22 protein-coding genes are annotated in these 22,225 nt (G+C 62.3%); 18 read left to right on the top strand and 4 right to left on the bottom strand.

Features of this window, described 5'->3' with window-relative positions; genetic code table 11:
- Positions 1 to 111: 111 nt before the first annotated feature.
- Positions 112 to 1,743 (bottom strand): sigma-54-dependent Fis family transcriptional regulator, encoded by a 1,632-nt coding sequence (locus tag KP004_RS05380; protein ID WP_216801347.1) that lies wholly within the window; start codon positions 1,741 to 1,743, stop codon positions 112 to 114.
- A gap of 232 nt (positions 1,744 to 1,975) precedes the next feature.
- On the opposite strand from KP004_RS05380, the gene KP004_RS05385 reads away from it, so the two are divergent.
- From KP004_RS05385 to KP004_RS05445, 13 genes are all read left to right on the top strand, one after another.
- Positions 1,976 to 2,329 (top strand): cytochrome c3 family protein, encoded by a 354-nt coding sequence (locus KP004_RS05385; protein WP_216801348.1) that lies wholly within the window; start codon positions 1,976 to 1,978, stop codon positions 2,327 to 2,329.
- A 71-nt stretch (positions 2,330 to 2,400) separates the two neighbouring features.
- Positions 2,401 to 3,936 (top strand): FAD-dependent oxidoreductase, encoded by a 1,536-nt coding sequence (locus tag KP004_RS05390; RefSeq protein ID WP_239026954.1) that lies wholly within the window; start codon positions 2,401 to 2,403, stop codon positions 3,934 to 3,936.
- A gap of 89 nt (positions 3,937 to 4,025) precedes the next feature.
- Positions 4,026 to 5,207, top strand: coding sequence for a hypothetical protein (locus KP004_RS05395; protein WP_216801349.1), 1,182 nt, complete (start codon positions 4,026 to 4,028; stop codon positions 5,205 to 5,207).
- Positions 5,208 to 5,325: 118 nt separating this feature from the next.
- Positions 5,326 to 5,709 (top strand): hemerythrin domain-containing protein, encoded by a 384-nt coding sequence (locus KP004_RS05400; RefSeq protein WP_216801350.1) that lies wholly within the window; start codon positions 5,326 to 5,328, stop codon positions 5,707 to 5,709.
- A gap of 4 nt (positions 5,710 to 5,713) precedes the next feature.
- On the top strand, positions 5,714 to 6,976 hold the full coding sequence (locus KP004_RS05405) for an MFS transporter (protein ID WP_216801351.1): 1,263 nt from the start codon (positions 5,714 to 5,716) through the stop codon (positions 6,974 to 6,976).
- A 54-nt stretch (positions 6,977 to 7,030) separates the two neighbouring features.
- Positions 7,031 to 7,486 carry a deoxycytidylate deaminase gene (locus tag KP004_RS05410; protein WP_216801352.1) on the top strand — a complete coding sequence of 152 codons (456 nt, stop codon included), beginning with the start codon at positions 7,031 to 7,033 and terminating at the stop codon, positions 7,484 to 7,486.
- Positions 7,483 to 7,935 carry a transcriptional regulator NrdR gene (nrdR, locus tag KP004_RS05415; RefSeq protein ID WP_216498304.1) on the top strand — a complete coding sequence of 151 codons (453 nt, stop codon included), beginning with the start codon at positions 7,483 to 7,485 and terminating at the stop codon, positions 7,933 to 7,935. The genes KP004_RS05410 and nrdR overlap by 4 nt, the downstream gene beginning before the upstream one ends.
- A gap of 8 nt (positions 7,936 to 7,943) precedes the next feature.
- Positions 7,944 to 9,056, top strand: a complete 1,113-nt coding sequence (ribD, locus tag KP004_RS05420) for a bifunctional diaminohydroxyphosphoribosylaminopyrimidine deaminase/5-amino-6-(5-phosphoribosylamino)uracil reductase RibD (RefSeq protein WP_216801353.1) — start codon at positions 7,944 to 7,946, stop codon at positions 9,054 to 9,056.
- Between the two features lie 157 nt (positions 9,057 to 9,213).
- Positions 9,214 to 9,858: a riboflavin synthase gene (locus KP004_RS05425; protein ID WP_216801354.1), complete on the top strand. Its 645-nt coding sequence runs from the start codon at positions 9,214 to 9,216 to the stop codon at positions 9,856 to 9,858.
- A 135-nt stretch (positions 9,859 to 9,993) separates the two neighbouring features.
- Positions 9,994 to 11,196 (top strand): bifunctional 3,4-dihydroxy-2-butanone-4-phosphate synthase/GTP cyclohydrolase II, encoded by a 1,203-nt coding sequence (locus KP004_RS05430; protein WP_216801355.1) that lies wholly within the window; start codon positions 9,994 to 9,996, stop codon positions 11,194 to 11,196.
- A gap of 16 nt (positions 11,197 to 11,212) precedes the next feature.
- Positions 11,213 to 11,680 carry a 6,7-dimethyl-8-ribityllumazine synthase gene (ribH, locus tag KP004_RS05435; RefSeq protein WP_216801356.1) on the top strand — a complete coding sequence of 156 codons (468 nt, stop codon included), beginning with the start codon at positions 11,213 to 11,215 and terminating at the stop codon, positions 11,678 to 11,680.
- The gene (gene nusB / locus KP004_RS05440; protein ID WP_216801357.1) at positions 11,681 to 12,118 is read left to right on the top strand and encodes a transcription antitermination factor NusB; all 438 of its coding nucleotides are present in this window, start codon (positions 11,681 to 11,683) and stop codon (positions 12,116 to 12,118) included. It abuts the gene before it with no gap.
- Between the two features lie 78 nt (positions 12,119 to 12,196).
- Complete coding sequence (locus tag KP004_RS05445; RefSeq protein WP_216801358.1) at positions 12,197 to 13,504, top strand: homoserine dehydrogenase; 1,308 nt, start codon at positions 12,197 to 12,199, stop codon at positions 13,502 to 13,504.
- Between the two features lie 1,086 nt (positions 13,505 to 14,590).
- Here KP004_RS05445 and KP004_RS05450 read toward each other — a convergent pair.
- The 3 genes from KP004_RS05450 to KP004_RS05460 all read right to left on the bottom strand — a co-directional run bounded on the left by KP004_RS05450 (position 14,591) and on the right by KP004_RS05460 (position 15,904).
- Positions 14,591 to 15,139, bottom strand: a complete 549-nt coding sequence (locus KP004_RS05450; RefSeq protein ID WP_216801359.1) for a hemerythrin domain-containing protein — start codon at positions 15,137 to 15,139, stop codon at positions 14,591 to 14,593.
- Between the two features lie 3 nt (positions 15,140 to 15,142).
- Positions 15,143 to 15,601 (bottom strand): iron-sulfur cluster-binding oxidoreductase, encoded by a 459-nt coding sequence (locus KP004_RS05455; protein ID WP_216801360.1) that lies wholly within the window; start codon positions 15,599 to 15,601, stop codon positions 15,143 to 15,145.
- A 66-nt stretch (positions 15,602 to 15,667) separates the two neighbouring features.
- Positions 15,668 to 15,904: a hypothetical protein gene (locus KP004_RS05460; RefSeq protein WP_216801361.1), complete on the bottom strand. Its 237-nt coding sequence runs from the start codon at positions 15,902 to 15,904 to the stop codon at positions 15,668 to 15,670.
- Between the two features lie 210 nt (positions 15,905 to 16,114).
- On the opposite strand from KP004_RS05460, the gene KP004_RS05465 reads away from it, so the two are divergent.
- The 5 genes from KP004_RS05465 (at position 16,115) to panC (ending at position 22,222) form a co-directional block, all read left to right on the top strand.
- Positions 16,115 to 16,753 carry a peroxiredoxin-like family protein gene (locus KP004_RS05465; RefSeq protein WP_216801362.1) on the top strand — a complete coding sequence of 213 codons (639 nt, stop codon included), beginning with the start codon at positions 16,115 to 16,117 and terminating at the stop codon, positions 16,751 to 16,753.
- A 121-nt stretch (positions 16,754 to 16,874) separates the two neighbouring features.
- Positions 16,875 to 17,954, top strand: coding sequence for a 6-phosphofructokinase (locus KP004_RS05470; protein ID WP_216801363.1), 1,080 nt, complete (start codon positions 16,875 to 16,877; stop codon positions 17,952 to 17,954).
- A gap of 99 nt (positions 17,955 to 18,053) precedes the next feature.
- Complete coding sequence (locus tag KP004_RS05475) at positions 18,054 to 20,045, top strand: methyl-accepting chemotaxis protein (protein WP_216801364.1); 1,992 nt, start codon at positions 18,054 to 18,056, stop codon at positions 20,043 to 20,045.
- Between the two features lie 537 nt (positions 20,046 to 20,582).
- Entirely contained in the window at positions 20,583 to 21,386 is an 804-nt protein-coding gene (gene panB, locus KP004_RS05480) for a 3-methyl-2-oxobutanoate hydroxymethyltransferase (RefSeq protein WP_216801365.1), read from the top strand.
- A complete protein-coding gene (gene panC, locus KP004_RS05485) occupies positions 21,383 to 22,222 on the top strand; it encodes a pantoate--beta-alanine ligase (RefSeq protein WP_216801366.1) in 840 nt (279 codons plus the stop codon). The genes panB and panC overlap by 4 nt, the downstream gene beginning before the upstream one ends.
- Positions 22,223 to 22,225: the final 3 nt, after the last annotated feature.

Genomic DNA, 22,225 nt, shown 5'->3' on the forward strand with positions numbered 1-22,225 from the left:
AATTCCCTGTGCCGAAGGGGGACTTTCCTGGGCGCGACAGCCAGTCGGCAAAAAAAGAGGGTACTTCTTACACTCTTTGGGAGCCGGGGGCAAGAACTTTCCCGCCGGCGCCTAGGCCACGAATCCCTGCTTCTCGTACTCTGCCAGTTTGCGGTAGAGGGTGGCCACGCCGATATTCAACTCCGCCGCGGTGCGCGCCTTGTTGTTGCCCGTGGCCCTCAAGGCCGCCAGGATGTATTCCCGCTCCACCTCTTCCAGCGGGCGCACAGACTCCACGATCCCCGGTCTTGGCAGCGCTGACCTGAGCTCCTCGGGCAGGTCCTCGAGGTCGGCCCTCGTGTCCAGGCAAAGCGCCACGGCGTGTTCCACCGCGTTCTGCAGTTCCCGCACGTTGCCCGGCCAGGTGTAGCGCAGCAGTTGGTCGGCCGCCTTGGGAGTGAACCCGGTCACCTTCCGCCCCGCGCGCTTGGACGCCTGCTCCAGGAAGATGCGCGCCAGGGGAAGGATGTCCTCGTTTCTTTCCCGCAGGGGAGGGACCCTTACCTCGATCACCCTCAGCCGATAGTAGAGGTCGCGCCGGAAGTTTCCCTTGCTCACCTCGTCTGAGAGATTCCTGTTGGTGGCGGCGACCACCCGGATGTCGACCTGGCGCGACTTGTTTTCACCGACCCGTCTCACCTCCCGCTCCTGCAGCACGCGCAGCAGTTTCACCTGCATGGACTGGGAAACCTCGCCGATCTCGTCCAGGAAGAGGGTGCCGCCGTTTGCGGCCTCGATGAGCCCCATCTTGTCCCGGTCCGCGCCGGTGAAGGCACCCTTGGCGTGGCCGAAGAGCTCGCTCTCCAGGAGCGTTTCGGTGAGCGCGCCGCAGTTGACCGCCACGAAGGGGCGCCCCGAGCGGGCGGACTCCTCGTGGATCAGCCGTGCGATGCGCTCCTTCCCCGCGCCGCTTTCGCCGGTCACGATCACCGAAGAATCGACGCGGGCGATGCGCCGGGTCAGTTCGACCACCTGGCGCATCGCGCCGGAGCGAGCGGTGATGCAGCCGAACTCCTCCGTCCCCGCGCTCAGGCACGACATCTGGCGCCGCTGCTTCTTGAGCCGCTCCTCGGTGTCGCGCAGCGCCTTGGCCAGGTTCTGGAACACCTCGTCGCCGGTCTCCGACTCGAAGTAGGGGAGATACGGTTCCAGCGCCTCGCCCCACTGTTCCCTCGTTCTCCCCTCGACGTGGCAGACCGCGTCCCCCTTGCCGCAGCAGCGGTCCTCGATGAAGTACACCTTTTCGCCCCGCCAGTAGGAGACGTAGCCGCTGGCGAACCCGGTCAGGGTCCAGCAGACCGAGTCCTCGGAAAGACCCAGGTGCAAAAGGTGCTGCTCCACCTCGTAGGAGTCGTACCAGAAGGACTGCACCAGCGGCTGGTCGTCGCTGCCGTCGCTGCGCTTGTTTTCCTCGACCCGGACCATCCCCTGCAGCATGTGCAGTTTCGGGCCGGTCCAGCTGTCGGCGAAGAGGTCGGGGAATTCCAGCTTCAGGCTTTCCGCCGTCATCCTGCCGTGGGCGTAGCCGAACCTGGTCAGGATGCTGCGCGCCGCCGCCATCCCCAGCGAGCTGATCAGCTCCTTGCGCAAAAGCCCCAGGGCGACGGCATCGAAGATGATCGCCCTGCGCCCCATGAAGAACATGGTCCCCCCGTCGGGACGGAAGGAAAGTAGCTCCCGTAAATCCAGATCCGCCGATTGCATCCCCGCCTCCTAACTGCCTACCAGAATAATAAAGCACCTTATCATAATGATAGGCATTTTCCACGCTGTATACGAGTCTTTGTCGCAACCGACCGTTTTGCCTATTTTTTTTCGATGGCACACTCGCTGCTATTCCCACATCCAAAGAGGTTTTTTTGCCAAACAAGGAGAAACGTCCGGCTCGTCGGCCGTCTCGCGATTGGCGGTGAACTACACGAATGGGAGGTAAACGGTGGGAAAGAGAATTTTCGTAGGGCTGTCGCTGCTGGCTGTCCTCGGGGCGGGGCAGTCCCTGGCACAAGGCAAGGCCTGGGCGGCGAACATCAAGGGAAAACATGCCGCCGAGGGATTTGGCTGTGCCGACTGCCACAAGACCGACAAGCCGACGGCGTCGGCCGCGGTTGAGGCCTGCCTCGACTGCCACGGCGGCTACGACAAGATGGCCGAGCGCACCAAGGGGATGCACAACAACCCGCACGACTCCCACCTGGGGAGGATGGCGTGCCTCAAGTGTCACCGGGTGCACGCACCTTCAGAGTACCTGTGCCTGGAGTGCCACAGCGATTTCGAATTCAAGGACAAGTAGCCCGAACTGTTCCGAACGCGGCAAACCCCGCGTCGCACCAACCCCTGAGGGGGATCAAAGAGGAGGAATCGATGAGAAGAGTTCGAGGTATGGCGATGATGCTGGTCGCCCTGCTGGCGTTCGCCGCGCCGGCGCTGGCAGAAAAGGAGATGAATACCGACGTGGTGGTCGTGGGTGCCGGTACGTCGGGCCTTGCCGCCGCCGTCCAGGCGCTGCAGCTGGGCGCCAAGGTGGTGGTGCTCGAGAAGCAGGCCAAGGTCGGCGGTACCGGCAGCTTCTGTGAAGGCGTCTTCGCCGCGGAGAGCAAGCTGCAAAAGCGCATCGGCATCGACGTCAGCAAGGACTTTGCCTTCAAGCTGATCATGAACTACAGCCACTGGAAGGCCAACGGCGCCCTGGCCAAGAACTTCGTGGACAAGTCGGCCGACACCATCGACTGGCTCGACAACCTCGGGGTGAAAATCGAGTACGTCGGCGTCGGCGGCTTCGGCGGCCCGCTCACCTGGCACGTCATCGCCCCCGGTCCGGACTACCCGGACAAGAACCCCAGGGACTTCCACTGCCAGAGGATGATCAACGTCTTCGAGAAGTACGTGCAGGATCACGGCGGCAAGATCCTCCTGGAGACCCCGGGCACCGACCTCATCACCGACAACGGCAAGGTGGTCGGCGTGGTTGCCAAGGAGAAGTCCGGCGAGCAGCTGAAGATCAAGGCCAAGGCGGTGATCATCGCCACCGGCGGCTTCGCCAACAACAAGGAGATGATGAAGAAGTACGTCGAGTACCCGGAAGTGATCCCGGTCGGCAACATCGGCAAGGACGGCGACGGTATCCGCATGGCCGAGAAGGTCGGCGCGCAGCTCGAGGGGATGGGCACCGTTGAGGCGTACCGTCCCGGCCTCCCCGGCTTCCACCCGGCCGACCAGATGATCGCCCTCGCGGTGCAGCCCTACTTCTGGGTGACCCCGCGCGGCGAGCGCTACGTCGACGAGTCCAGCGTCGAGTTCTGGCCCTACGCCGGCAACGCGATCACCAGGATCGGCGGCACCGCCTACTCCATCTTCGACGAGTCCACCAGGAAGCTCGCCGTCGAGAAGGGGATCGAGATGCCGCTGGGCGAGTGGGTGCTCCAGGGGACCAAGCTCGTCAAGTTCGACGAATCCTTCAACAAGGAACTGGCCCGCAAGCGCGGCTTCGCGTTCAAGGCCGACTCCATCGAGGACCTCGCCAAGCAGCTCAACATGGATGCGAAGATCCTTAAGGCGAGCGTGGAGGCCATGAACAAGTCGGCCGCGGTACGCGAGGACAGCCAGTTCAACAAGAAGTCCAAGTACCTGCGTCCCGTCGCCACCGGCCCCTTCTACGCCGTGAAGCTCCTGCCGCGTCACCTGGGCACCCTGGGCGGCGTGAAGATCTCCGGCAACACCGAGGCGCTCAACGCCAAGGGCGAGCCGATCCCGGGGCTCTACGCGGTCGGCACCGACTCCGGCGGCATGTACGGCGACAGCTACGACCTGCTCTTGGGAGGGGGCACGGCGGGCTACGCCATCAACTCCGGCCGTATCGCCGCGGAGAACGCGCTCAAGTACTCCGGCATGAACAAGTAAGCGTCGTACTGCCGTGGCGGCGACCCCGCCACGGCAACCGCAGCTGTTGCAACTAAACCAACGACTACCAATCGAAAGGGAACAGTACCATGAAGAAGATGAACATAGCCGCCATGACCTTCGCTGCCGCCCTGGCGTGCTCCGCACCCGCGCTGGCCATCGACCTCAACGCCTACGGCAACATAAAGCTTGGGACCTTCTGGACCCAGAACTCCTACTACAGCCCGGCCACCGGGGCCGCCCGGCACGACAGCGACTTCAGCCTGGACAACTTCGGCGACAGCTTCATCGGCGTCAAAGTGAAAGACGGCGAATATTCCGGCGTGGCCGAGGTCGGCCTGTACAACCCGAAGGCGTACTCCAAAGGGGTGGAAGTGCGGCTCCTGTACGGCGAGTGGGATTTCGGCGAGGGGAAACTGCGCATCGGTAAGACGCCGAGCCCCTACGTGTTCCGCTCCCAGCAGGTCTGGGACAGCGACGGCGGCTTCAACGGCTACGGCTCGCTCTGGGACGGCCGCTACGCCAACATCAAGGTGACCATGAACAACGGCTTCTACGTCGACGCCATGCAGCCGCGCGTCGGCAACCAGGCCAACAACACCACCAACGTATCCCCCAACGCGGACGTGACCGCGGCCTACAGCCAGACCGGCAACAGCTACGCCGCGACCTACACCGACTACGACACGATGCTCCCGAAGATGGTGGTCGGCTACGAAGGGAAGCTGGACAAGTGGACCTACGGCGGCGGCGTCGCCGGCAACTGGTACAAGGCGACCAGCTCGATCAACAACTCCACGCCGGTGAAGCACGACATCTACTCCTACCTCGCCTTCTTCCACGGCAAGGTCGATCTGGCCCCGGTTGAACTGAGCTACAACGTCTTCACCGGGCAGAACACCGGCGACCTGATGAGCACCGCGACCGGCAACGGCACCGGCAACACGCTGGCCAACCCCGGTCAGGCCAACGGCGCCTACTACGACACGCTGCACGGCAAGAACTCCCACACCTACGGCGGCTTCGGCCAGATAGGCTACCGGGCGAGCGACCGTGCCATGATCTACACCGGCGCTTCCTACGTGATCGACGACAACCCGATCGCCCACGCCGACGCCCGCATGGCAGCCTTCGCCAACGTCAACTATGCCCTGGGCAAGCACATCAACATCGTCCCGGAGATCGACTACCTGAACGACTTCAAGAACTCGCTCGGGCAGAAAGAGCCGCGCTCCCTGATCGCCGGCGCCAAGTGGCAGATGACCTTCTAAAAAAATCGCAGCCCCGGCTATGGCCGAGGGGGCATTAATTCTCGGGGACTGGCTCCGCCAGGTGCCTGTCCCCCTTTCTCGCCGGCGGGGGGATATCCCTCGCCGGCAAGGGAAACCGATGGAAACAGCAATCCTGCACGACGAACCGTTTAAGTGGGACAGCCGCTACCGCAGCATCATCGGCCGACTGAACCGGATGCTCGAGCAGCTGCGCCGCCACCCCTCGTCCGACGTGACCGGCGAGCTCGATCAACTGGTGACGGCGACGCTCACCCAGATCGTCCCGGAAGAGCGCTACATGGAACTGGTGGCCTTCCCTAAGGTCAGGGAACACCGGCTTTGCCACCAGTCGATCAGCATCGGTACCGCCAAGCTGCGCTACCGCCTGGCCCTCGGGAAGGGGGCGCCGGCAGACGAGTTGGAGCAGATCCGCCGGCTCTGGCTGGAGCACATCGAAGTGCACGACCGGCTCTTCGAGACGTTCCTGACCGCACGGGGGTAGCGCCATGCCGGAGCGCAACCTGCTGCGAACCCTGTTCCTGGTCAACTTCGCCGTAACGCTGGCCTTCGGCATCGCCGACGCCTTCTTCTCGACCTACCTCTTCAGCCTCGGCGCCCGGGGGCTCATGCTCGGACTGCCGCTGGTCTGCTATTCCCTCGCCAAGATCGTCTGCAGCCCCGCGCTGGGCGCCTGGTGCGAGCGGGCCGGCTACCGTCGGGCGGTGCTGGCAAGCCTCGCCCTTTACCTCGCGGTCTCGACCGGTTACCTCTTCAACCTCTCCGTGCCCGTCCTCACCGTGCTGCGCCTGCTGCAGGGGGTGAGCTGCGCGCTGTTTCGCCCGGTGCTCCTGTCGCTGGTGGGGAGCTGCGCCGCCGAGAAGAGGCGGGGCACCGTCCTTGCCACCTTCGACATCTCCTTTTACGGTGCGCTGTGCCTTGGGCCGCTCACCGGCGGCCTGCTCAAGGACTCTTTCGGCTTCGTCGGCGTATTCGCAGCCGTTGCCGCATTGTGCCTGGTCGCCTTCTGTTTCGCCCTGCGCGGCATCCCCGGCGGCGACCGCGGCGGCAACGCCCCGGGCCGGACCAGCCGTGGCTCTTTGGGAACTTTGCGACGGGATCGTGCCGGCAGCTACCGGGCGCTGCTCGCCTTCATCTTCGGCAGGGCCTTCGGTATCTCGCTTACCGGTGCCTTTCTTCCCATCCTGCTTACCGCCAAGCTGGGGCTGACCGGCCTGCGCAGCGGCGTCATCCTCGCATCAGGCACCGTCGCCATGACGCTGCTCCTGCGCCCCATGGGGATCCTCTCCGACCGCGCCCCGCGCCGCCTGTTGGTGCTGGCGGGGGGGACCGCGGTGTCGGCGCTCTACTTTCTCGTCCCGGCCGCGCCCGGTTTTTACCAGATGCTGCTGCTTACCCTGGCCATCGGCGCCTGCAGCGTCGTCTCCCAGCCGGCCAGCAGCGCGTTATTGGTGGAAGAGGGGATGAGGCACGGCATGGCCGTGACGGTCGGCACCTTCAACGCGGCGCTCAACCTGGGCTTCGCGGCGGGACCCCTTTTCGGCGCGCTGCTGCAGGGAAGCCTCGGCATCGTCGCCGTGTTTCACGCCGCCGGGACCGTCGGGCTTGGCGCCGTCGCCCTGTTCGCGCTGCAGGGGAGCCGGCCCGGGGAGCAGAGCGCTCTCTGCGCATCCCCAAAAACCGTGTCGGTTGCTTCCGCAGCGGCAACCTCCTCATGTGAATCAGTTGCACCGTATTCTCACGCCGCTTGACCGGGCTCGCGAAAACGGCTATTCTGGCCAAATTTCAAATGAGAGGGGCTCGTTATGGTGCGTCCGAGTTGGGATGAATATTTCATCGAGATCACACGTCTGGTCGCCAAGCGCTCCACCTGCCTGAGGCGGCAGGTCGGCGCCGTCCTGGTGAAGGACAAGAACATCCTGGCGACCGGCTACAACGGCGCACCGTCGGGGACCGCCCATTGTCTGGATATCGGCTGCCTGCGCGAGAAGATGGGGATCCCGTCCGGCGAGCGTCACGAGCTCTGCCGCGGCCTGCACGCCGAGCAGAACGCCATCATCCAGGCCGCCAAGCACGGCACCTCCATCGAAGGGGCAACCCTGTACTGCAACACCATGCCTTGCATCATCTGCTCGAAGATGGTGATCAACTCGGGCATCAAGCGGGTGGTCTACCTCTCCGGCTATCCGGACCAACTGGCGGAGGAGATGATCCGCGAGTCCGGCATCACCGTCGAGAAGTACGAGGAGCCGCAGCCATGAAATGTCCCTTCTGCAGTTTCAGCGACAGCAAGGTGGTCGATTCCCGCCCCGACAAGGGGGGCGCGGCCATCCGTCGCCGGCGCGAGTGCGAGTCCTGCGGCAAGCGTTTCACCACCCACGAGCGGATCGAGGAAGTGCTCCCGCTGGTGACCAAGCGTGACGGCCGGCGCGAGCCCTTCGACCGCCTGAAACTGGTGGCCGGTCTGCAGAAGGCGTGCGAGAAACGGCCGGTTTCGGTGGAGACCATCGAGAAACTGGTGGACCGCCTGGAGACGCGCATGCAGGAAAGCGGCGAGCGCGAGATCCCGACCACCACCCTGGGCGAATGGATCATGAACGAGCTGCACGGCATCGACCAGGTCGCCTACGTCCGTTTCGCCTCCGTGTACCGCTCCTTCAAGGACATCAACGAATTCATGGTGGAACTGCAGGACCTCCTCAAGAAATAGGAGCGGGAATGTCTGCGGACCTCAAAATGATGCGGCTGGCGCTGGCCGAGGCCAGGAAGGGCGTCGGCAAGACCGCACCAAACCCCGCGGTCGGCTGCGTCATCGTGAAAGACGGCGTCGTCATCGGCAAGGGGTGGCACCGGAAAGCGGGGACTCCGCACGCCGAGGTGCATGCATTGAGGGAAGCGGGCGCGCTGGCGCAGGGCGCCGACGTCTACGTGACGCTCGAGCCCTGCTCCCATTTCGGCAAGACCCCTCCCTGCGCCAAGGCCCTCGTCGAGGCGCGCGTCGGGCGCGTCTTCGTCGCCATGGTCGACCCGAATCCCCTGGTATCCGGTCGCGGCATCGGCATGCTGCGGGAGGCCGGCATCGAAGTCGAAGTGGGGCTTTTGGAGGCGCAGAGCCGGGAGCTGAACCGCCCCTTCATCAAGTGGATCCAGACCAGGCGCCCGTACGTGGTGCTGAAGAGCGCTCTCACCCTGGACGGCATGAGCGCCACGGCCGGCGGCGATTCCAAGTGGGTGACCAGCGACGCCGCGCGGCGCGAGGTGCACCGGTTGCGCGGCAGGCTGGATGCCATCATGGTCGGCGTCGGCACCGTGATCAAGGACGATCCGCTCCTGACCTGCCGGGTCCCCGGCGGGAAGGACCCGCTGCGCGTCGTCGTCGATTCGACGCTCAGGATTCCGCGGCACGCCGCACTGTTCAGCCTGAAGTCGCATGCGCAGACCGTCGTCGCCACCTGCTGCACCGATGCCGCGCAGATCGAAGCGCTGACGGCGCACGGCGTCGAAGTGCTGGTCTGTAAGGAACGGGAAGGGCGCGTCGATCTCGACGACCTGCTGGTTAAGCTGGGCGAGCGGGGCGTGCAGTCCGTCCTGCTGGAAGGCGGGAGTCATTTGGCCGGCGCCTTCCTGCGTGGGGGGCTCATCGACCACTGCATGCTGTTCCTGGCCCCCAAGCTCGTCGGCGGTGCCGGCATGGGGCTCTTCGCCGGCGAAGGCGTCCGTCTCATGGCCGACGCCATCCGGCTGGAAGAAGTAAAGGTAAAGCGGATCGGCGTTGATCTGCTGGTGGAAGGCACACCCACAGACCGTTCAACGTTCAACGTTCAACGTTAGGACCTTGGTTTTCTTTCAGCCTACAGTTACGCGACGGCTCGTGCATTCTGGTCCCCTATTTACTTCTGTGCAGGTGCCGCACCAGTACCGTCGCTAGGTAAAGATTCAGCCGCTCGAACGTTGAACGTTGAACGTTGAACGTCTTTTTTGAGGTGTTATGTTCACAGGTCTCATTGAAACAGTAGGCGAGCTGGTTTCCATCGAGCGCCGCGGCGCGTCGGGGAGCCTCACCGTGAAGACCTCGCTCCCCCTGGACGAGATCCGGATCGGCGACTCCATCGCCATCAACGGCGCCTGCCTCACCGTGGTGCGCAAAGGCGGCGGCGCCGTCACCTTCGACGTCTCCCCCGAGACCATCGACCGCACCGCCTTCAAGAACCTGAAAGGCGGGGCGCCGCTCAACATGGAGCGCGCCATGCGCCTGTCCGACCGCCTGGACGGCCACCTGGTTTCCGGCCACGTCGACTGCGTCGCCACCATCACGGAGCGGCGCGAGGTGGCCAACAACATCGTCTTCTCCTTCAGGTTCCCGGCGGAGTTCGCGAAATACATCGCGGCCAAGGGTTCCGTGGCCATCGACGGCATCAGCCTCACCGTGAACGAGGTGGAACCGGACAGCTTCAGCGTCAACATCATCCCGCACACGGCAGCGAAGACGACCCTTCTCTCCAAGCGGGTGGGGGACGAGGTCAACATCGAAACCGACCTCCTCTGCCGCTATCTCGAGCGTCTGCTGGCGGGGAAAGGGCAGAAAGAAGGCGGGGTCACCATGGACCTGCTGGCTAAAAACGGCTTTATCTAGCTGCTTTTGCTTCCACTACGACGAAAATTTTGTTATGGTCAACGCCCTAAGGTTTGTTGTCCAACCAAATTTGGCCGCGGGAGTGGGACAACCTCACATCCCGGCGACCGATACTGAACGAGGAGAGGTTACGTAATGTCAGTAGCAAGCATAGAGGAAGCCATTGAGGAAATCAGGGCCGGGAGGATGGTGATCCTGGTTGACGACGAGGACCGCGAGAACGAAGGCGACCTCACCATGGCGGCCCAGTGTGTCACGCCGGAGGCGATCAACTTCATGGCCCGTTTCGGCCGCGGCCTGATCTGCCTCACCATGACCGCGGAGCGCTGCGACCGCCTCGACCTGCCCCCCATGGTGCAGGACAACACCTCCTCCTTCGGCACCGCCTTCACCGTCTCCATCGAGGCGAAGAAGGGCGTCACCACCGGCATCTCCGCCGCGGACCGTGCCCACACCATCCTGACCGCGGTGGCGCCCAACGCACAGGCCGCCGACCTGGCGCGCCCGGGGCATATCTTCCCGCTGCGCGCGAGAAACGGCGGCGTCCTGGTCCGCTCCGGTCAGACCGAGGGCTCCGTCGACCTGGCGCGCCTGGCCGGTCTTGAGCCCGCCGGCGTCATCTGCGAGATCATGAACGAAGACGGCACCATGTCGCGCATGCCGGAGCTGAAGAAGTTCGCCAAGGAGCACGGCGTCAAGGTCTGCACCATCGCCGACCTGGTCGCCTACCGCCTGAAGCACGAGTCGCTGGTGCGCCGCTCCGTCGAGGTCGCGCTCCCGAGCTCCTTCGGCAGCTTCCGGGCCGTCGCCTTCGAAAACGACATCGACAAGCTCGAGCACCTGGCCCTGGTCAAGGGGGACGTCAAGGGAGACGAATCGGTCCTGGTGCGTGTGCACTCCGAGTGCCTGACCGGCGACGTGTTCGGTTCGGTGCGCTGCGACTGCGCGGAGCAACTGCACGCCGCCATGGCGCAGATCGAGAAGGAAGGAAAGGGGATCATCCTCTACATGCGCCAGGAAGGGCGCGGCATCGGCCTCACCAACAAGCTCAAGGCCTACGCGCTGCAGGATCAGGGGCACGACACCGTCGAGGCGAACCTGGCCCTGGGCTTCAAGGCCGACCTGCGTGATTACGGTATCGGGGCGCAGATCCTGGTCAACCTGGGCGTGAAGAACATCCGTCTGATGACCAACAACCCGAAGAAGCTGATCGGCCTGCAAGGCTACGGCATCAACATCGTCGAGCGGGTGCCCATCGAGATGAAGCCGTCCAAGGCCAACGAAAAGTACCTGAAGACCAAGCGGGAGAAGATGGGACACCTGCTGGAAAATATCTGATTTTACTGGAGTGATTATGCCTAAATATTTAGAGGGAAAGCTGAACGCAGAAGGGCTCAAGTTCGCCATCGTGGTCGGCCGCTTCAACAGTTTCATCGGGGAAAGGCTCCTCGAGGGGGCGCTGGACGCCCTGGTGCGCCACGGCGCCGATGACCAGCAGATCACCGTGGTGCGCGTGCCGGGTGCCTTCGAGATCCCGCTTGCCGCGCAGAAACTGGCCAAAACCGGCAGCTACGACGCCCTGATCTGCCTGGGTGCCGTGATCCGCGGTTCCACCCCCCACTTCGATTACGTTTCCTCCGAAGTATCCAAAGGGATCGCCCACGTCTCCCTGGAGACCGGGATTCCCGTCGCCTTCGGCGTACTGACCACCGACACCATCGAGCAGGCCATCGAGCGTGCCGGTACCAAGGCCGGCAACAAAGGGTTCGAGGCCGCCGTAACGGTGATCGAGACCGCAAACCTGTTCAGGGAGATGAAATAATTGACCACACGCAGAGAAGGTAGAGAACTGGCGCTGCAGGCGCTCTACTCCAAGGACCTGGTGACCCAGGACCCGAGCACCACGTTGAAACGCATCGTCGAGAGTTTCGGTGAAGGCGAGGAACCGACCCTTTCCGCCAACTCCAAGGCCTACGCCTTTGCATCCGAGCTGGTTGCCGGCGTTGTCGGCCATCTGCAGGAGATCGACGGCCGCATCGCCGAGAAATCGAAGCACTGGAGCATGGCCCGCATGGCGCGTGTGGACCTGAACATCTTGCGTCTGGCCGTGTTCGAGCTGTTGTATCGTCCGGACATTCCGAAGAACGTCACCATGAACGAGGCCATCGAAGTCGCCAAGAAGTTTGGTGCCGACGATTCCGCGTCCTTCGTGAACGGCATCCTCGACGAAATCGCCTCCACGGTTACGGATAAGGAATAAAACCATAAACAGGATTCCCCTTCATCCCTGTGAAGCGCCTTTTGTTTTTAAAATCTGAAATTCGATCAAAGAGGGAATATGGAAGAGATTAAGGTAGGCCTGCTTGGTTTCGGCACCATCGGTGCCGGTGTCGTGAAGCTGCTCAAGGAAAACTCCACCCTCCTCACCGAGAAGACCGGCGCGCGGATCTCTCTCAAAACCATCGTCGACCTGGACATCACCACCGACCGCGGCGTCAGTACCGAAGGGATCACCCTTTCGCGCAACGCCGACGACGTGCTGACCGACCCGGAGATCTCCGTGGTCATCGAACTGATCGGCGGCTACGAGCCGGCGCGCAGCTTCGCCCTCAAGGCGATCGGCAACGGCAAGCACGTGGTCACCGCCAACAAGGCGCTGCTGGCGGTGCACGGCGAGGAGATCTACGCCGCGGCCAAGAAACACGGCGTCGAGGTCCTGTTCGAGGCGGCGGTGGGTGGGGGCATTCCCGTCCTCTCCGCCATCAAGGGGAACATGGCCGGCAACCGCTTCTCCACCGTGCTCGGCATCGTGAACGGCACCTGCAACTACATCCTCACCCGGATGACCCAGGAAGGCGCCGATTTTTCCGAGGTTCTGAAGAGCGCCCAGGAACTGGGCTACGCCGAGGCCGATCCCACCTTCGACATCGAAGGGGTCGACACCGCGCACAAACTCTGCCTGCTCCTGTCGCTTTGCTTCGGCACCAAGATCGATCTGAAGGACGTCTATTCCGAGGGGATCACCTCGATCACCTCCGAGGACGTCGACTTCGCCCAGACCTTCGGCTACCGCATCAAGCTTTTGGCCATCGGCAAGATGGATGGCGGCCAGATCGAGGCGCGCGTTCATCCGACCATGATTCCCAGCGACTACCCGCTGGCCGACGTGCATGGCGTCTTCAACGCCATCAGGCTCACCGGCGATTTCGTTGGCCCGGTCATGTTCTACGGCCGCGGTGCCGGCATGGACGCCACCGCCAGCGCCGTTGTAGGTGACGTGGTCGATCTCGCCCGCAACATGAGCGCCGGCATCACCCGTCGCTGTGCGCCGCTGGGCTTCCTGGACGACAAGGTCACCACCCTGCCGATCAAGCCCATCGGCGAGATCGTCAGCAAGTACTACATCCGTTTCCAGGCCCTGGACCGTCCGGGCGTTTTGGCCCGCATCGCCGGTGCCCTGGGTGCGCGTGGCATCAGCATCGCATCCATGCTGCAGAGTGCGAGGAGCGCCGACGAAGTGCCCATCGTGATCATGACCCACGATGCGCGCGAGGAGGACGTGAGAAAGGCCCTGGCCGAGATCGACACTTTCGAAGTGATCCGCGCCAAGAGCACCTTCATTAGGATCGAGGACAACCTCGAATAACGCCGCGGCGACAGCCAAGACGCAGAAAGGGCGGGGATATCGAATCCCCGCCCTTTCTTTTTATAAGCATTACCACAGAGGGCACCGAGGTCCACAGAGAGCACAGAGGAAAGGCGAGAAGGGACAGGCTCCGGTAGGTGCCTGTCCCTCTAGCGGAACGCTCCTTTCAACTCAGCCACCTCCCCCAACAAGCACAAAGAACGCAGAGTGCGCGCGATGGCCGCAAAGAGAATCGGATTGGGTTTTGTTTTTCCGTTCAAATTTTTTCTTCGTGTCTCAGCGGATACTTCGTGCACTTTGCGTAACCGCTTTAAAGGTTTGAAGCATAAAACACAGAGGGCACCGAGGTCCACAGAGAGCACAGAGGAAAGGCAAATTCAGAAGCGGTTACGCAAAGAACGCAGAGTACGCGCGATGGCCGCAAAGAGAATCGGATTGGGTTTTGTTTTTCCGTTCAAAATTTTTCTTCGTGTCTCAGCGGATACTTCGTGCACTTTGCGTAACCGCTTTAAAGGTTTGAAGCATAAAACACAGAGGCACCGAGGTCCACAGAGAGCACAGAGGACAGGCAAATTCAGAAGCGGTTACGCAAAGAACGCAAAGTACGCGCGATGGCCGCAAAGAGAATCGGATTGGGTTTTGTTTTTCCGTTCAAAGTTTTTCTTCGTGTCTCAGCGGATACTTCGTGCACTTTGCGTAACCGCTTTAAAGGTTTAAAGCATAAAACACAGAGGGCACCGAGGTCCACAGAGAGCACAGAGGACAGGCAAATTCAGAAGCGGTTACGCAAAGAACGCAGAGTACGCGCGATGGCCGCAAAGAGAATCGGATTGGGTTTTGTTTTTCCGTTCAAAGTTTTTCTTCGTGTCTCAGCGGATACTTCGTGCACTTTGCGTAACCGCTTTAAAGATTTGAAGCATAAAACACAGAGGACACGGAGGTTCACAGAGAACACAGAGGAAAGGCCGCTTCGGGGGGAAACAAAACCTGTTCTTTCTCAGTGTGCTCTGTGGCCTTTCTCCGTGTCCTCCGTGTTCCGCTTCCAGGTTTTGCAGTTAACGTAGAACGTAGAACGTAGAACTTCCCTTAGCCTCTCTCGTACTTCTCCACGACCTGCCGGTAGTGCTCCTCGAAACCCGCCGCGGACTTCTCCTCGGCTTTGCCGTACCCGGCGACGATGCCGTGGCGCACCCCTTCGGGCAGGATCCGCTCGGCCAGCGGGTAGAGGATGTCATCCTCCTTGGCGATATGATCGCGCAGCAGATCGAGGTATCCCCTCGCGTTGGCGACGATCGCCTCTTCCTGCCCCGCCTCGCCGTTGAGCGCCCTGGTCGCCGCCTCTTCCATCGCCTTCACGTAGGAGCGCCCCAGGTCATGCTCCATCAGCATGGCGGCCACCGGGCTGTTCTCCCGGGGCATGCCGTTTGCCACCAGCGCTTCGAACAGGACATCCTCCTCCTTGGCGTGATGGAAACGGTCGGCGTAGTTCCTGATGAAGTCCACACCGTCCAGGTAGAACTGGTAATCCTTGAAGCTTCCTTCCTCGGTGAGCCGCGCGTTTTTCTCCAAAAGGGCGAGCATTCTCAGGATCAACTGGTGCTCGTCCTTGAGCCTCTGGGTGATGTCCTGTTTCATGACCTAGTTTCTCCTCTCACCGTTGATGCCGATGATCGCCGTCTCCAGCGGGATCTCCTTGCCGGACTGTGCCAGCGCCTGGCGCACCATCATGTCGAGGCCGCGGCAGCAGGGGACTTCCATGATGGCCACGGTGATGCTCTTCACGTTGTTCTCGCTGAAGATCCGGGCCAGCTTCTCGACGTACGGGGTGCTGTCGTCCAGTTTCGGGCAGGCGATCGCCAGCGCCTTTCCTTTCAGCAGGTCGCTGTGGAAGCTCCCCAGGGCGAAGGCCACGCAGTCCGCGGCGATCAGAATCTCGCTGTCCTGGAACCACGGGGCGGTCGGCGGGACCAGGTGCAGCTGTACCGGCCATTGCCTCAGCTCAGAAGCCGCCTTCACGGTGTTCTCCTGCTCGGTTGCCTCGTTCCTCTCGATTACCCTTGCCATGCTGCCGGGGCAGCCGCATCCTGCATGTGCCATGTTCACTTCTCCCTTTTTATATGGTTGTTTTCGTTGTTGGTTGTGGCGTGTGCCGTTTCGATTTTTCTAGGCGACCCTGCGATTTTCCGCTTTTGCGTCCAAATAGTCATTTATTTCTTTTTCCACCGCCGCCTCCTGCTCCTGCGACAGCCCGTGGATGGATACCACATCCTTGAGGAGGCAGATGCCGACCTTGCAGGTGACGCATCCGATCTCGTAGCGGTTCAGGATCTCCCCGATCTCCGGGTTGCTCGCTATCACATTTTGAATCGCCGTATCGCCCAAGCCGTTTTTGAATTCCATCTGCTTCCTCCCGTGTTCTTGATGATCTGACAATACCCCTCCCGCTCCAAATTGTTTATGACCTGGGTCAAAAATATACAATTGTCTGAATCTGTGCCGCGCAGGCGGAATTGCATAGAAACATTGACGTTTTAACGATTAAGCGTAGAATGAAACGCTGGCGCGGCGGCAGGAAAGCGGCGCTCGCGGTGAAAAAATCGGAGGTGCGTCATGGAACAGGACCTGAGATCTCAGATCGAACGGTTGGAACAGGGCAAGGCACTCGCCCCGGAGGTGAAGGCGCAACTGGAGCGCGCCTATGCAGAGATCGGGCAAAAAGTGATCACCGCCAGGGTGCCCAAGGCGGGCGACGCAGCTCCCGGTTTCGTCCTGCCCAACGCCGTGGGGATTCCGGTGGCACTCGCCGACGCGCTGGCGCACGGTCCCGCCGTGGTGACCTTTTACCGGGGCATCTGGTGACCCTACTGCAGCCTTCAGTTGAGGGCCTACCAGAAGATACTTCCCGAGATACTGGAGCGTGGCGCATCGCTGATGGCGATTTCGCCGCAGAGTCCGGACAAGTCGCAGGCGACGCTTTTGAAGAACTTCCTGCAGTACGAAGTGCTGAGTGATCTGGGCAACGTGGTGGCGCGCAGTTACGGGTTGGTGTACCGGCTTCCCGGCTGGGTCCAGGGGCTTTATAAGGAATGGGGGGTGAACCTTCCCGAGTTCAACGCCGATGAGTCATGGGAGCTCCCCATGCCCGGCACCTTCGTTGTGGGGCGGGATGGCAGGATCATCACCAGTTATGCCGACAGCGATCCCAGGAACCGCCTGGAGCCCCAGGCCATCCTCGACGCGCTGCAGTAAAATCGCCTCACGCAAAGCCGCAAAGGTGCAAAGCAAACACGAAGCTTTTTTGACGTAAATAGATTTTGCTTCGCTTGGCGACTTTGCGGCTTTGCGTGAGCAATCTTTAGGGGGGACAGCAATGAAGATAGGCATATTGACCGGCGGCGGGGACTGCCCCGGCTTGAACGCGGTGATCAGGGGCGTGGTGAAGGCGGCGATCGGACGCGGCTGGGAGGTGGTCGGCATCGAGGACGGCTTCGACGGTTTCCTCCATCCCGAAAAATGCCGCCCCTTAGGCCTCGAGGAGGTGCGCGGCATCCTGCCGCGCGGCGGCACCATCCTCGGCACCTCCAACCGCGGCAACCCCTTCGCCTTTCCCATCATGCGCGAGGGGAAGGTGGAACTGGTCGACGTCTCCGAGGAGGTCCGCTCCCGGATCGTGAAACTGGGCCTGGACGCGCTCATCGTGGTGGGCGGCGACGGCTCGCTCAAGATCGCCCAGGAGATGATGAGGCGCGGCGTCCCCATCGTGGGCGTCCCCAAGACCATCGACAACGACCTCCTGGAAACCGACGTCACCTTCGGCTACAACACGGCGCTCGAGACCGCGACCGATGCCCTGGACAAGCTTCATTCCACCGCGGAAAGCCATCACCGGGTCATGGTGCTCGAGGTGATGGGACGCTACGCCGGGTGGATCGCCCTCGAGTCCGGCATCGCCGGCGGTGCCGACGTCATCCTCATCCCGGAAATCCCCTACGACATCGACCGCATCCGCGACGCCATCATCGCGCGCTGCAGACGCGGCCGGCGCTTCAGCGTGGTCGTGGTCGCGGAAGGGGCCTTCCCCAAGGGAGGCAACCGCGTGCTCAGGGAGGCGGCCGGCGGGAAATCCGTGGTGGAAAGGCTTGGCGGGGTAGGGGAGGCGCTGTCGCGCGAGTTGGGCGGCGTCCTGGAGATGGACATCCGGGTCACCGTGCTCGGACATCTGCAGCGCGGCGGCTCTCCGTCAACCTTCGACCGCTGCGTCGGCAGCAGGTTCGGCGTAAAAGCCGTGGAGCTCGTCGAGTCCGGTTCCTTCGGCCAGATGGTCTGCCTGAAGGGAAGACACATCACCTCGGTTCCCATCGAAGACGCCGTGCGCAGCCTCAAACTGATCGATCCCGACGGGGAGATGGTGCGGCACGCGGAGGCACTGGGGATCATGCTCGGCCGGTAGATTAAGGATATGGTTGACTTTGCCTAATCTCTGAACTAGACTGCGGAAAATTTCTCCGGCCGCACCCAGCGGCAAAGAACGCAACGAGGTGGTTTAGATATGAAGAACCCGATTGCCGGAGCCAACAGGAGCCAGCTCTACGCGCTTGCCGGCTTTTTTCTAGGGTCCATGGCCCCGCTGGGGTGGATCGTCCTGCGTCTTTTGCTGTTCTCGGATCCCAACCTCCCCATCTCCGCACAGCTCTTCTCCGAAATGACCCACAGCGCCCAGGGGATGGCCCTCTACGTCTACATGGGCGGGGGGACCGCGGTGGTGCTGGCCGTGGTCGGCTTCTTCATCGGCAAAGCGATCGACGAACTTCATCAGAAGGGTGAAAAGCTGGACCAGCTGGTCCAGGAGGTGGACGGCCAGAAGAAGCTCTTCGAGAACCGCTACAAGGTCCTCGACAACAACATCAAGAACTTCCACAAGATCAACAGCCGGATCCAGAAGGCGGTGCGCAGCGAGGACGTGATGGACCTCTGCGTGGAGGGGCTGCACGAGGTGCTGGGCTACGAGCGGGTCAACGTCCTCATGGTCGACGACGAGCGCAAGAACCTCTACTTCGCCGCCAGCGCCGGCAACGACAGCGCTGTGGGCCCCGAGGTCACCGTTCCGCTCGATGCCCGTTCCGGCGTCATCTACAAGAGCTTCCTGGAGCGGCAGGTCTTCTTCATCGAAGACATCTCCAAGTACCCCGCCGACTACCTGCTCCAGTCCCCCTTTGACACCATCGAGCCGCTGCGCTCCTCCACTTTCATCCTCTGCCCCATCATCCTCAAGGGTGAGACCATCGGGGTCTTCGGCCTGGACAACAAAAAGAGCCACCGCGCCCTCAACGATACCGACGTCGACACCATCCGGCTGTTTGCCGACCAGGCCGCGGCGGCCCTCATGCGCATCAGCCTGTTGCAGTCCATCGACCGGCTCACCCTGGAGCTGGGGAGGACCTTCTCGGATCTTTCCCAGCGCAGGGATAACTTCTCCTCCAATCTCTACCGCCTGGTGACTGCCGCCGAGTCCCTTTCCGGTGGCGCCATCAAGATCGACGCCGCCAGCCACGGCGTCATGGAATCGGTCGACAGCGCCAGCGCTTCCGCCGCCCAGATCTCCGTTGCCACCGACCAGATCACCCACAACATGGATGCGTTGTCCGACTCGGTGTACAAGTCGGTTTCCGCCATGGAACAGATCACCTCGACCCTGAGGCAGGTGGAGAAGAGCACGGGGCATTCCCACAGCCTCTCCAGCCGTGTCAAGGAACACGCCGAGCAGGGGACCCGCATCGTGCAGGAAACCGTGGGCGCCCTGGCCGAGATCCAGCGTTCCGTCGATCTCTCCTACGAGGGGATCAAGCGCCTGAGCGCCAACAGCGGCCGGATCGAAGGGTTCGTCAGCGTCATCAACGACATCACCAAGCGGACCAATCTCCTGGCGCTCAACGCCTCCATCATCGCCGCTCAAGCCGGCGAGTACGGCAAGAGCTTCGGCGTGGTCGCCGACGAGATCAGGAACCTCTCGTTGCAGACCGGTCTCTCCACCGGCGAGATCACCGGCATCATCGAGGAGATCATGTCCGAGTCCCGCATCGCGGCGGACAGCGTGACCACCACCAAGGAACTGGTCAAGAAGGGGGTGAAGCTCGGGCAGCAGACCGGCGCATCGCTCGGGAGCATCCTGGAGAGTTCCCAGAAGGCGTTGGACATGACCGAGCAGATCAAGCTCGCCACCGAAGAGCAGGCGACCAGCGTGCAGCTGGTGACCCGTTCCATCGAAGACGTGAGCTCCATGACCATGCAGGTCTTCAAGGCGTCCAAAGAGCAGGGGCAGGCGACCAAGGCCGTGGCGCGCGCCCTGGAGGACGTAAAAGAGATGACCCACGACATGGTCACCGCCGCCGGGCGCCAGAGCGCCGACAGTGGCGAGATCAAGGGCAGCATCGACTACGTCGCCAGGATGGCCGAGGCGATCTTCGACGGTATCGAACAGCGCCAGCACGAGAGCGGCCAGGTGGTCAAGGAGCTCGAGCAGATCAGGGCGAGCGCGGAGTAATAAAGGCACAACAAGGACGAAGCGGTTACGCAAAGAACGCCGAGCATGCGGATGACCGCAAAGCGGATTTTCGATTTAGATTTTCCCTGTCAAGCGCTTCTCTTCATGTTCTTCGCGGATACTCCGTGTACTTTGCGTAACTGCTTTTCCTTTTGCTCTTGGTTTTGAGAAAAAGTCTGGACTTTGTCGCAACGGTTGTGTTAGTTTCTAACGGCGTTTGGCCCGCTATAGATAAGTGGAGCCGCCAAGAGCGCCGACAGCACGTACATACCGCCTGGATTTCGCAAGGAACCGGTACGGGAAGCGATAAGCTGAGCAGAACTGCGCCATGACTGTGTGCGCATTCTTCTTTATACAGCGTCTTCCTCACCGGAGACGTTTTTTTTTGTCCAAAAGGCGGGTGGGGAGCCCCGGGGCGCCCATAGCTCCGAAGTGCTAGCACCCCGTTTTGCTAACTTGTATACGCAAATGCTGTAGGGGCGAATAATCATTCGCCCGACTCTTGCCACCATCACTGACACAGGAGCCGAAGACACGATGACCAAAGCCAAAACCGTTCTCGACTTTCACAGGATGAAAGCGGAAGGGGAAAAGATAACGGTCCTGACCAGCTACGACTTCCCCCTGACCGGTCTCATCGACGCCGCCGGCATCGACATGATCCTCGTCGGCGATTCCGTCGGTGTCGTGGTGGCCGGATTCGACAACACGCTCCCGGTCACCATGGAAGACATGATCTACCACACCAGGGCCGTGATGCGGGCGCGCCCCAAGGCGTTCGTGGTGGCCGACATGCCCTTTCTCTCCTATCAGACCGATCTCACGAGCGCGCGCCTCAACGCGGGACTTCTGGTGAAGGACGGCGGCGCCGCCGCGGTCAAGATCGAGGGGGGCGTCAACGTCGCCGAGACCATCGCCGCCATCACCGCCATGGATATCCCGGTCATGGGGCACATCGGCCTCACCCCGCAGTCGCTGCACCGCATGGGGGGCTACAAGGTTCAGGGAAAGGGTGACGCCCAGGCCGAGAAGCTGATCGAGGACGCCCGCGCGGTCGAGGCGGCCGGCGCCTTCGCCGTCGTGCTGGAAGGGATCCCCATGGGCCTTGCCCAGCGCATCACCGAGGAGCTCACCATCCCGACCATCGGCATCGGAGCCGGTCCGCATTGCGACGGGCAGGTGCTGGTGATCCACGACATCCTGGGGCTGTGCAGCAAGTACTCCCCGAAGTTCGTCAAGCGTTACGCCGAGCTCGCGCCGATCATCGGCGAGGCCGTCGCCAACTACATCGCCGACGTCAAGGGCGGCGCATTTCCCGAAGAAAGGCATTGTTTCAAATGATAATCATCGAATCCGTCGCCGAGATGCAGCAGTTCGCGCGGCAGAGGCGGGGCGAGATCGCCCTGGTGCCCACCATGGGCTACCTGCACGAGGGGCACGCCTCCCTCATGGTGGAGGCGCGCAAGCGCGCCAAGACCGTCGTGGTCAGCATCTTCGTCAACCCGACCCAGTTCGGCGTCAACGAGGACCTGGACAGCTATCCCCGCGATTTCGAGCGCGACCGGAAGGTTGCCTCCGCGGCCGGTGTGGACGTGATCTTCGCCCCCAAGGCCGCCGACATGTACCCGGCGGGGTACCAGAGCTACCTCAACGTGGAAGGTCTCACCACCGAGCTGTGCGGCGCGAGCCGTCCCGGTCATTTCCGCGGCGTCACCACCGTGGTCGCCAAGCTCTTCAACATCGTGATGCCCGCCGTCGCCCTTTTCGGCAAGAAGGACTTCCAGCAGCTCGCCGTGATCCGGCGCATGGTGCGGGACTTCAACTTCGACGTCGAGATCGTCGGCATGCCCATCGTGCGCGAGGCCGACGGGCTGGCGCTCAGTTCCCGCAACGCCCGGCTCACCCCGGAAGAGCGCGAGCCTGCCCTGTGCCTTTCCCGCGCCATCGCCGCCGCCCGTGACGCCTTCCGGGCCGGTGAGAGGAGCGTCGCCGAGTTGAGGCGAAAGGCGCTTGCGCTGATCGAGGCCGAGAGCGTCGCGGAGCTCGACTACCTGGAGTTCAGGGATCAGGACACCCTGCTCCCGTTGCAGATAGCGGATGAGAGAACGCTGCTCGCACTGGCCGTGCGGGTCGGCTCGGTAAGATTAATCGACAACTGTGTACTAGGGGAGGAATAAGAA

It is taken from the genome of Geomonas oryzisoli, assembly GCF_018986915.1.
Taxonomy (GTDB): domain Bacteria; phylum Desulfobacterota; class Desulfuromonadia; order Geobacterales; family Geobacteraceae; genus Geomonas; species Geomonas oryzisoli.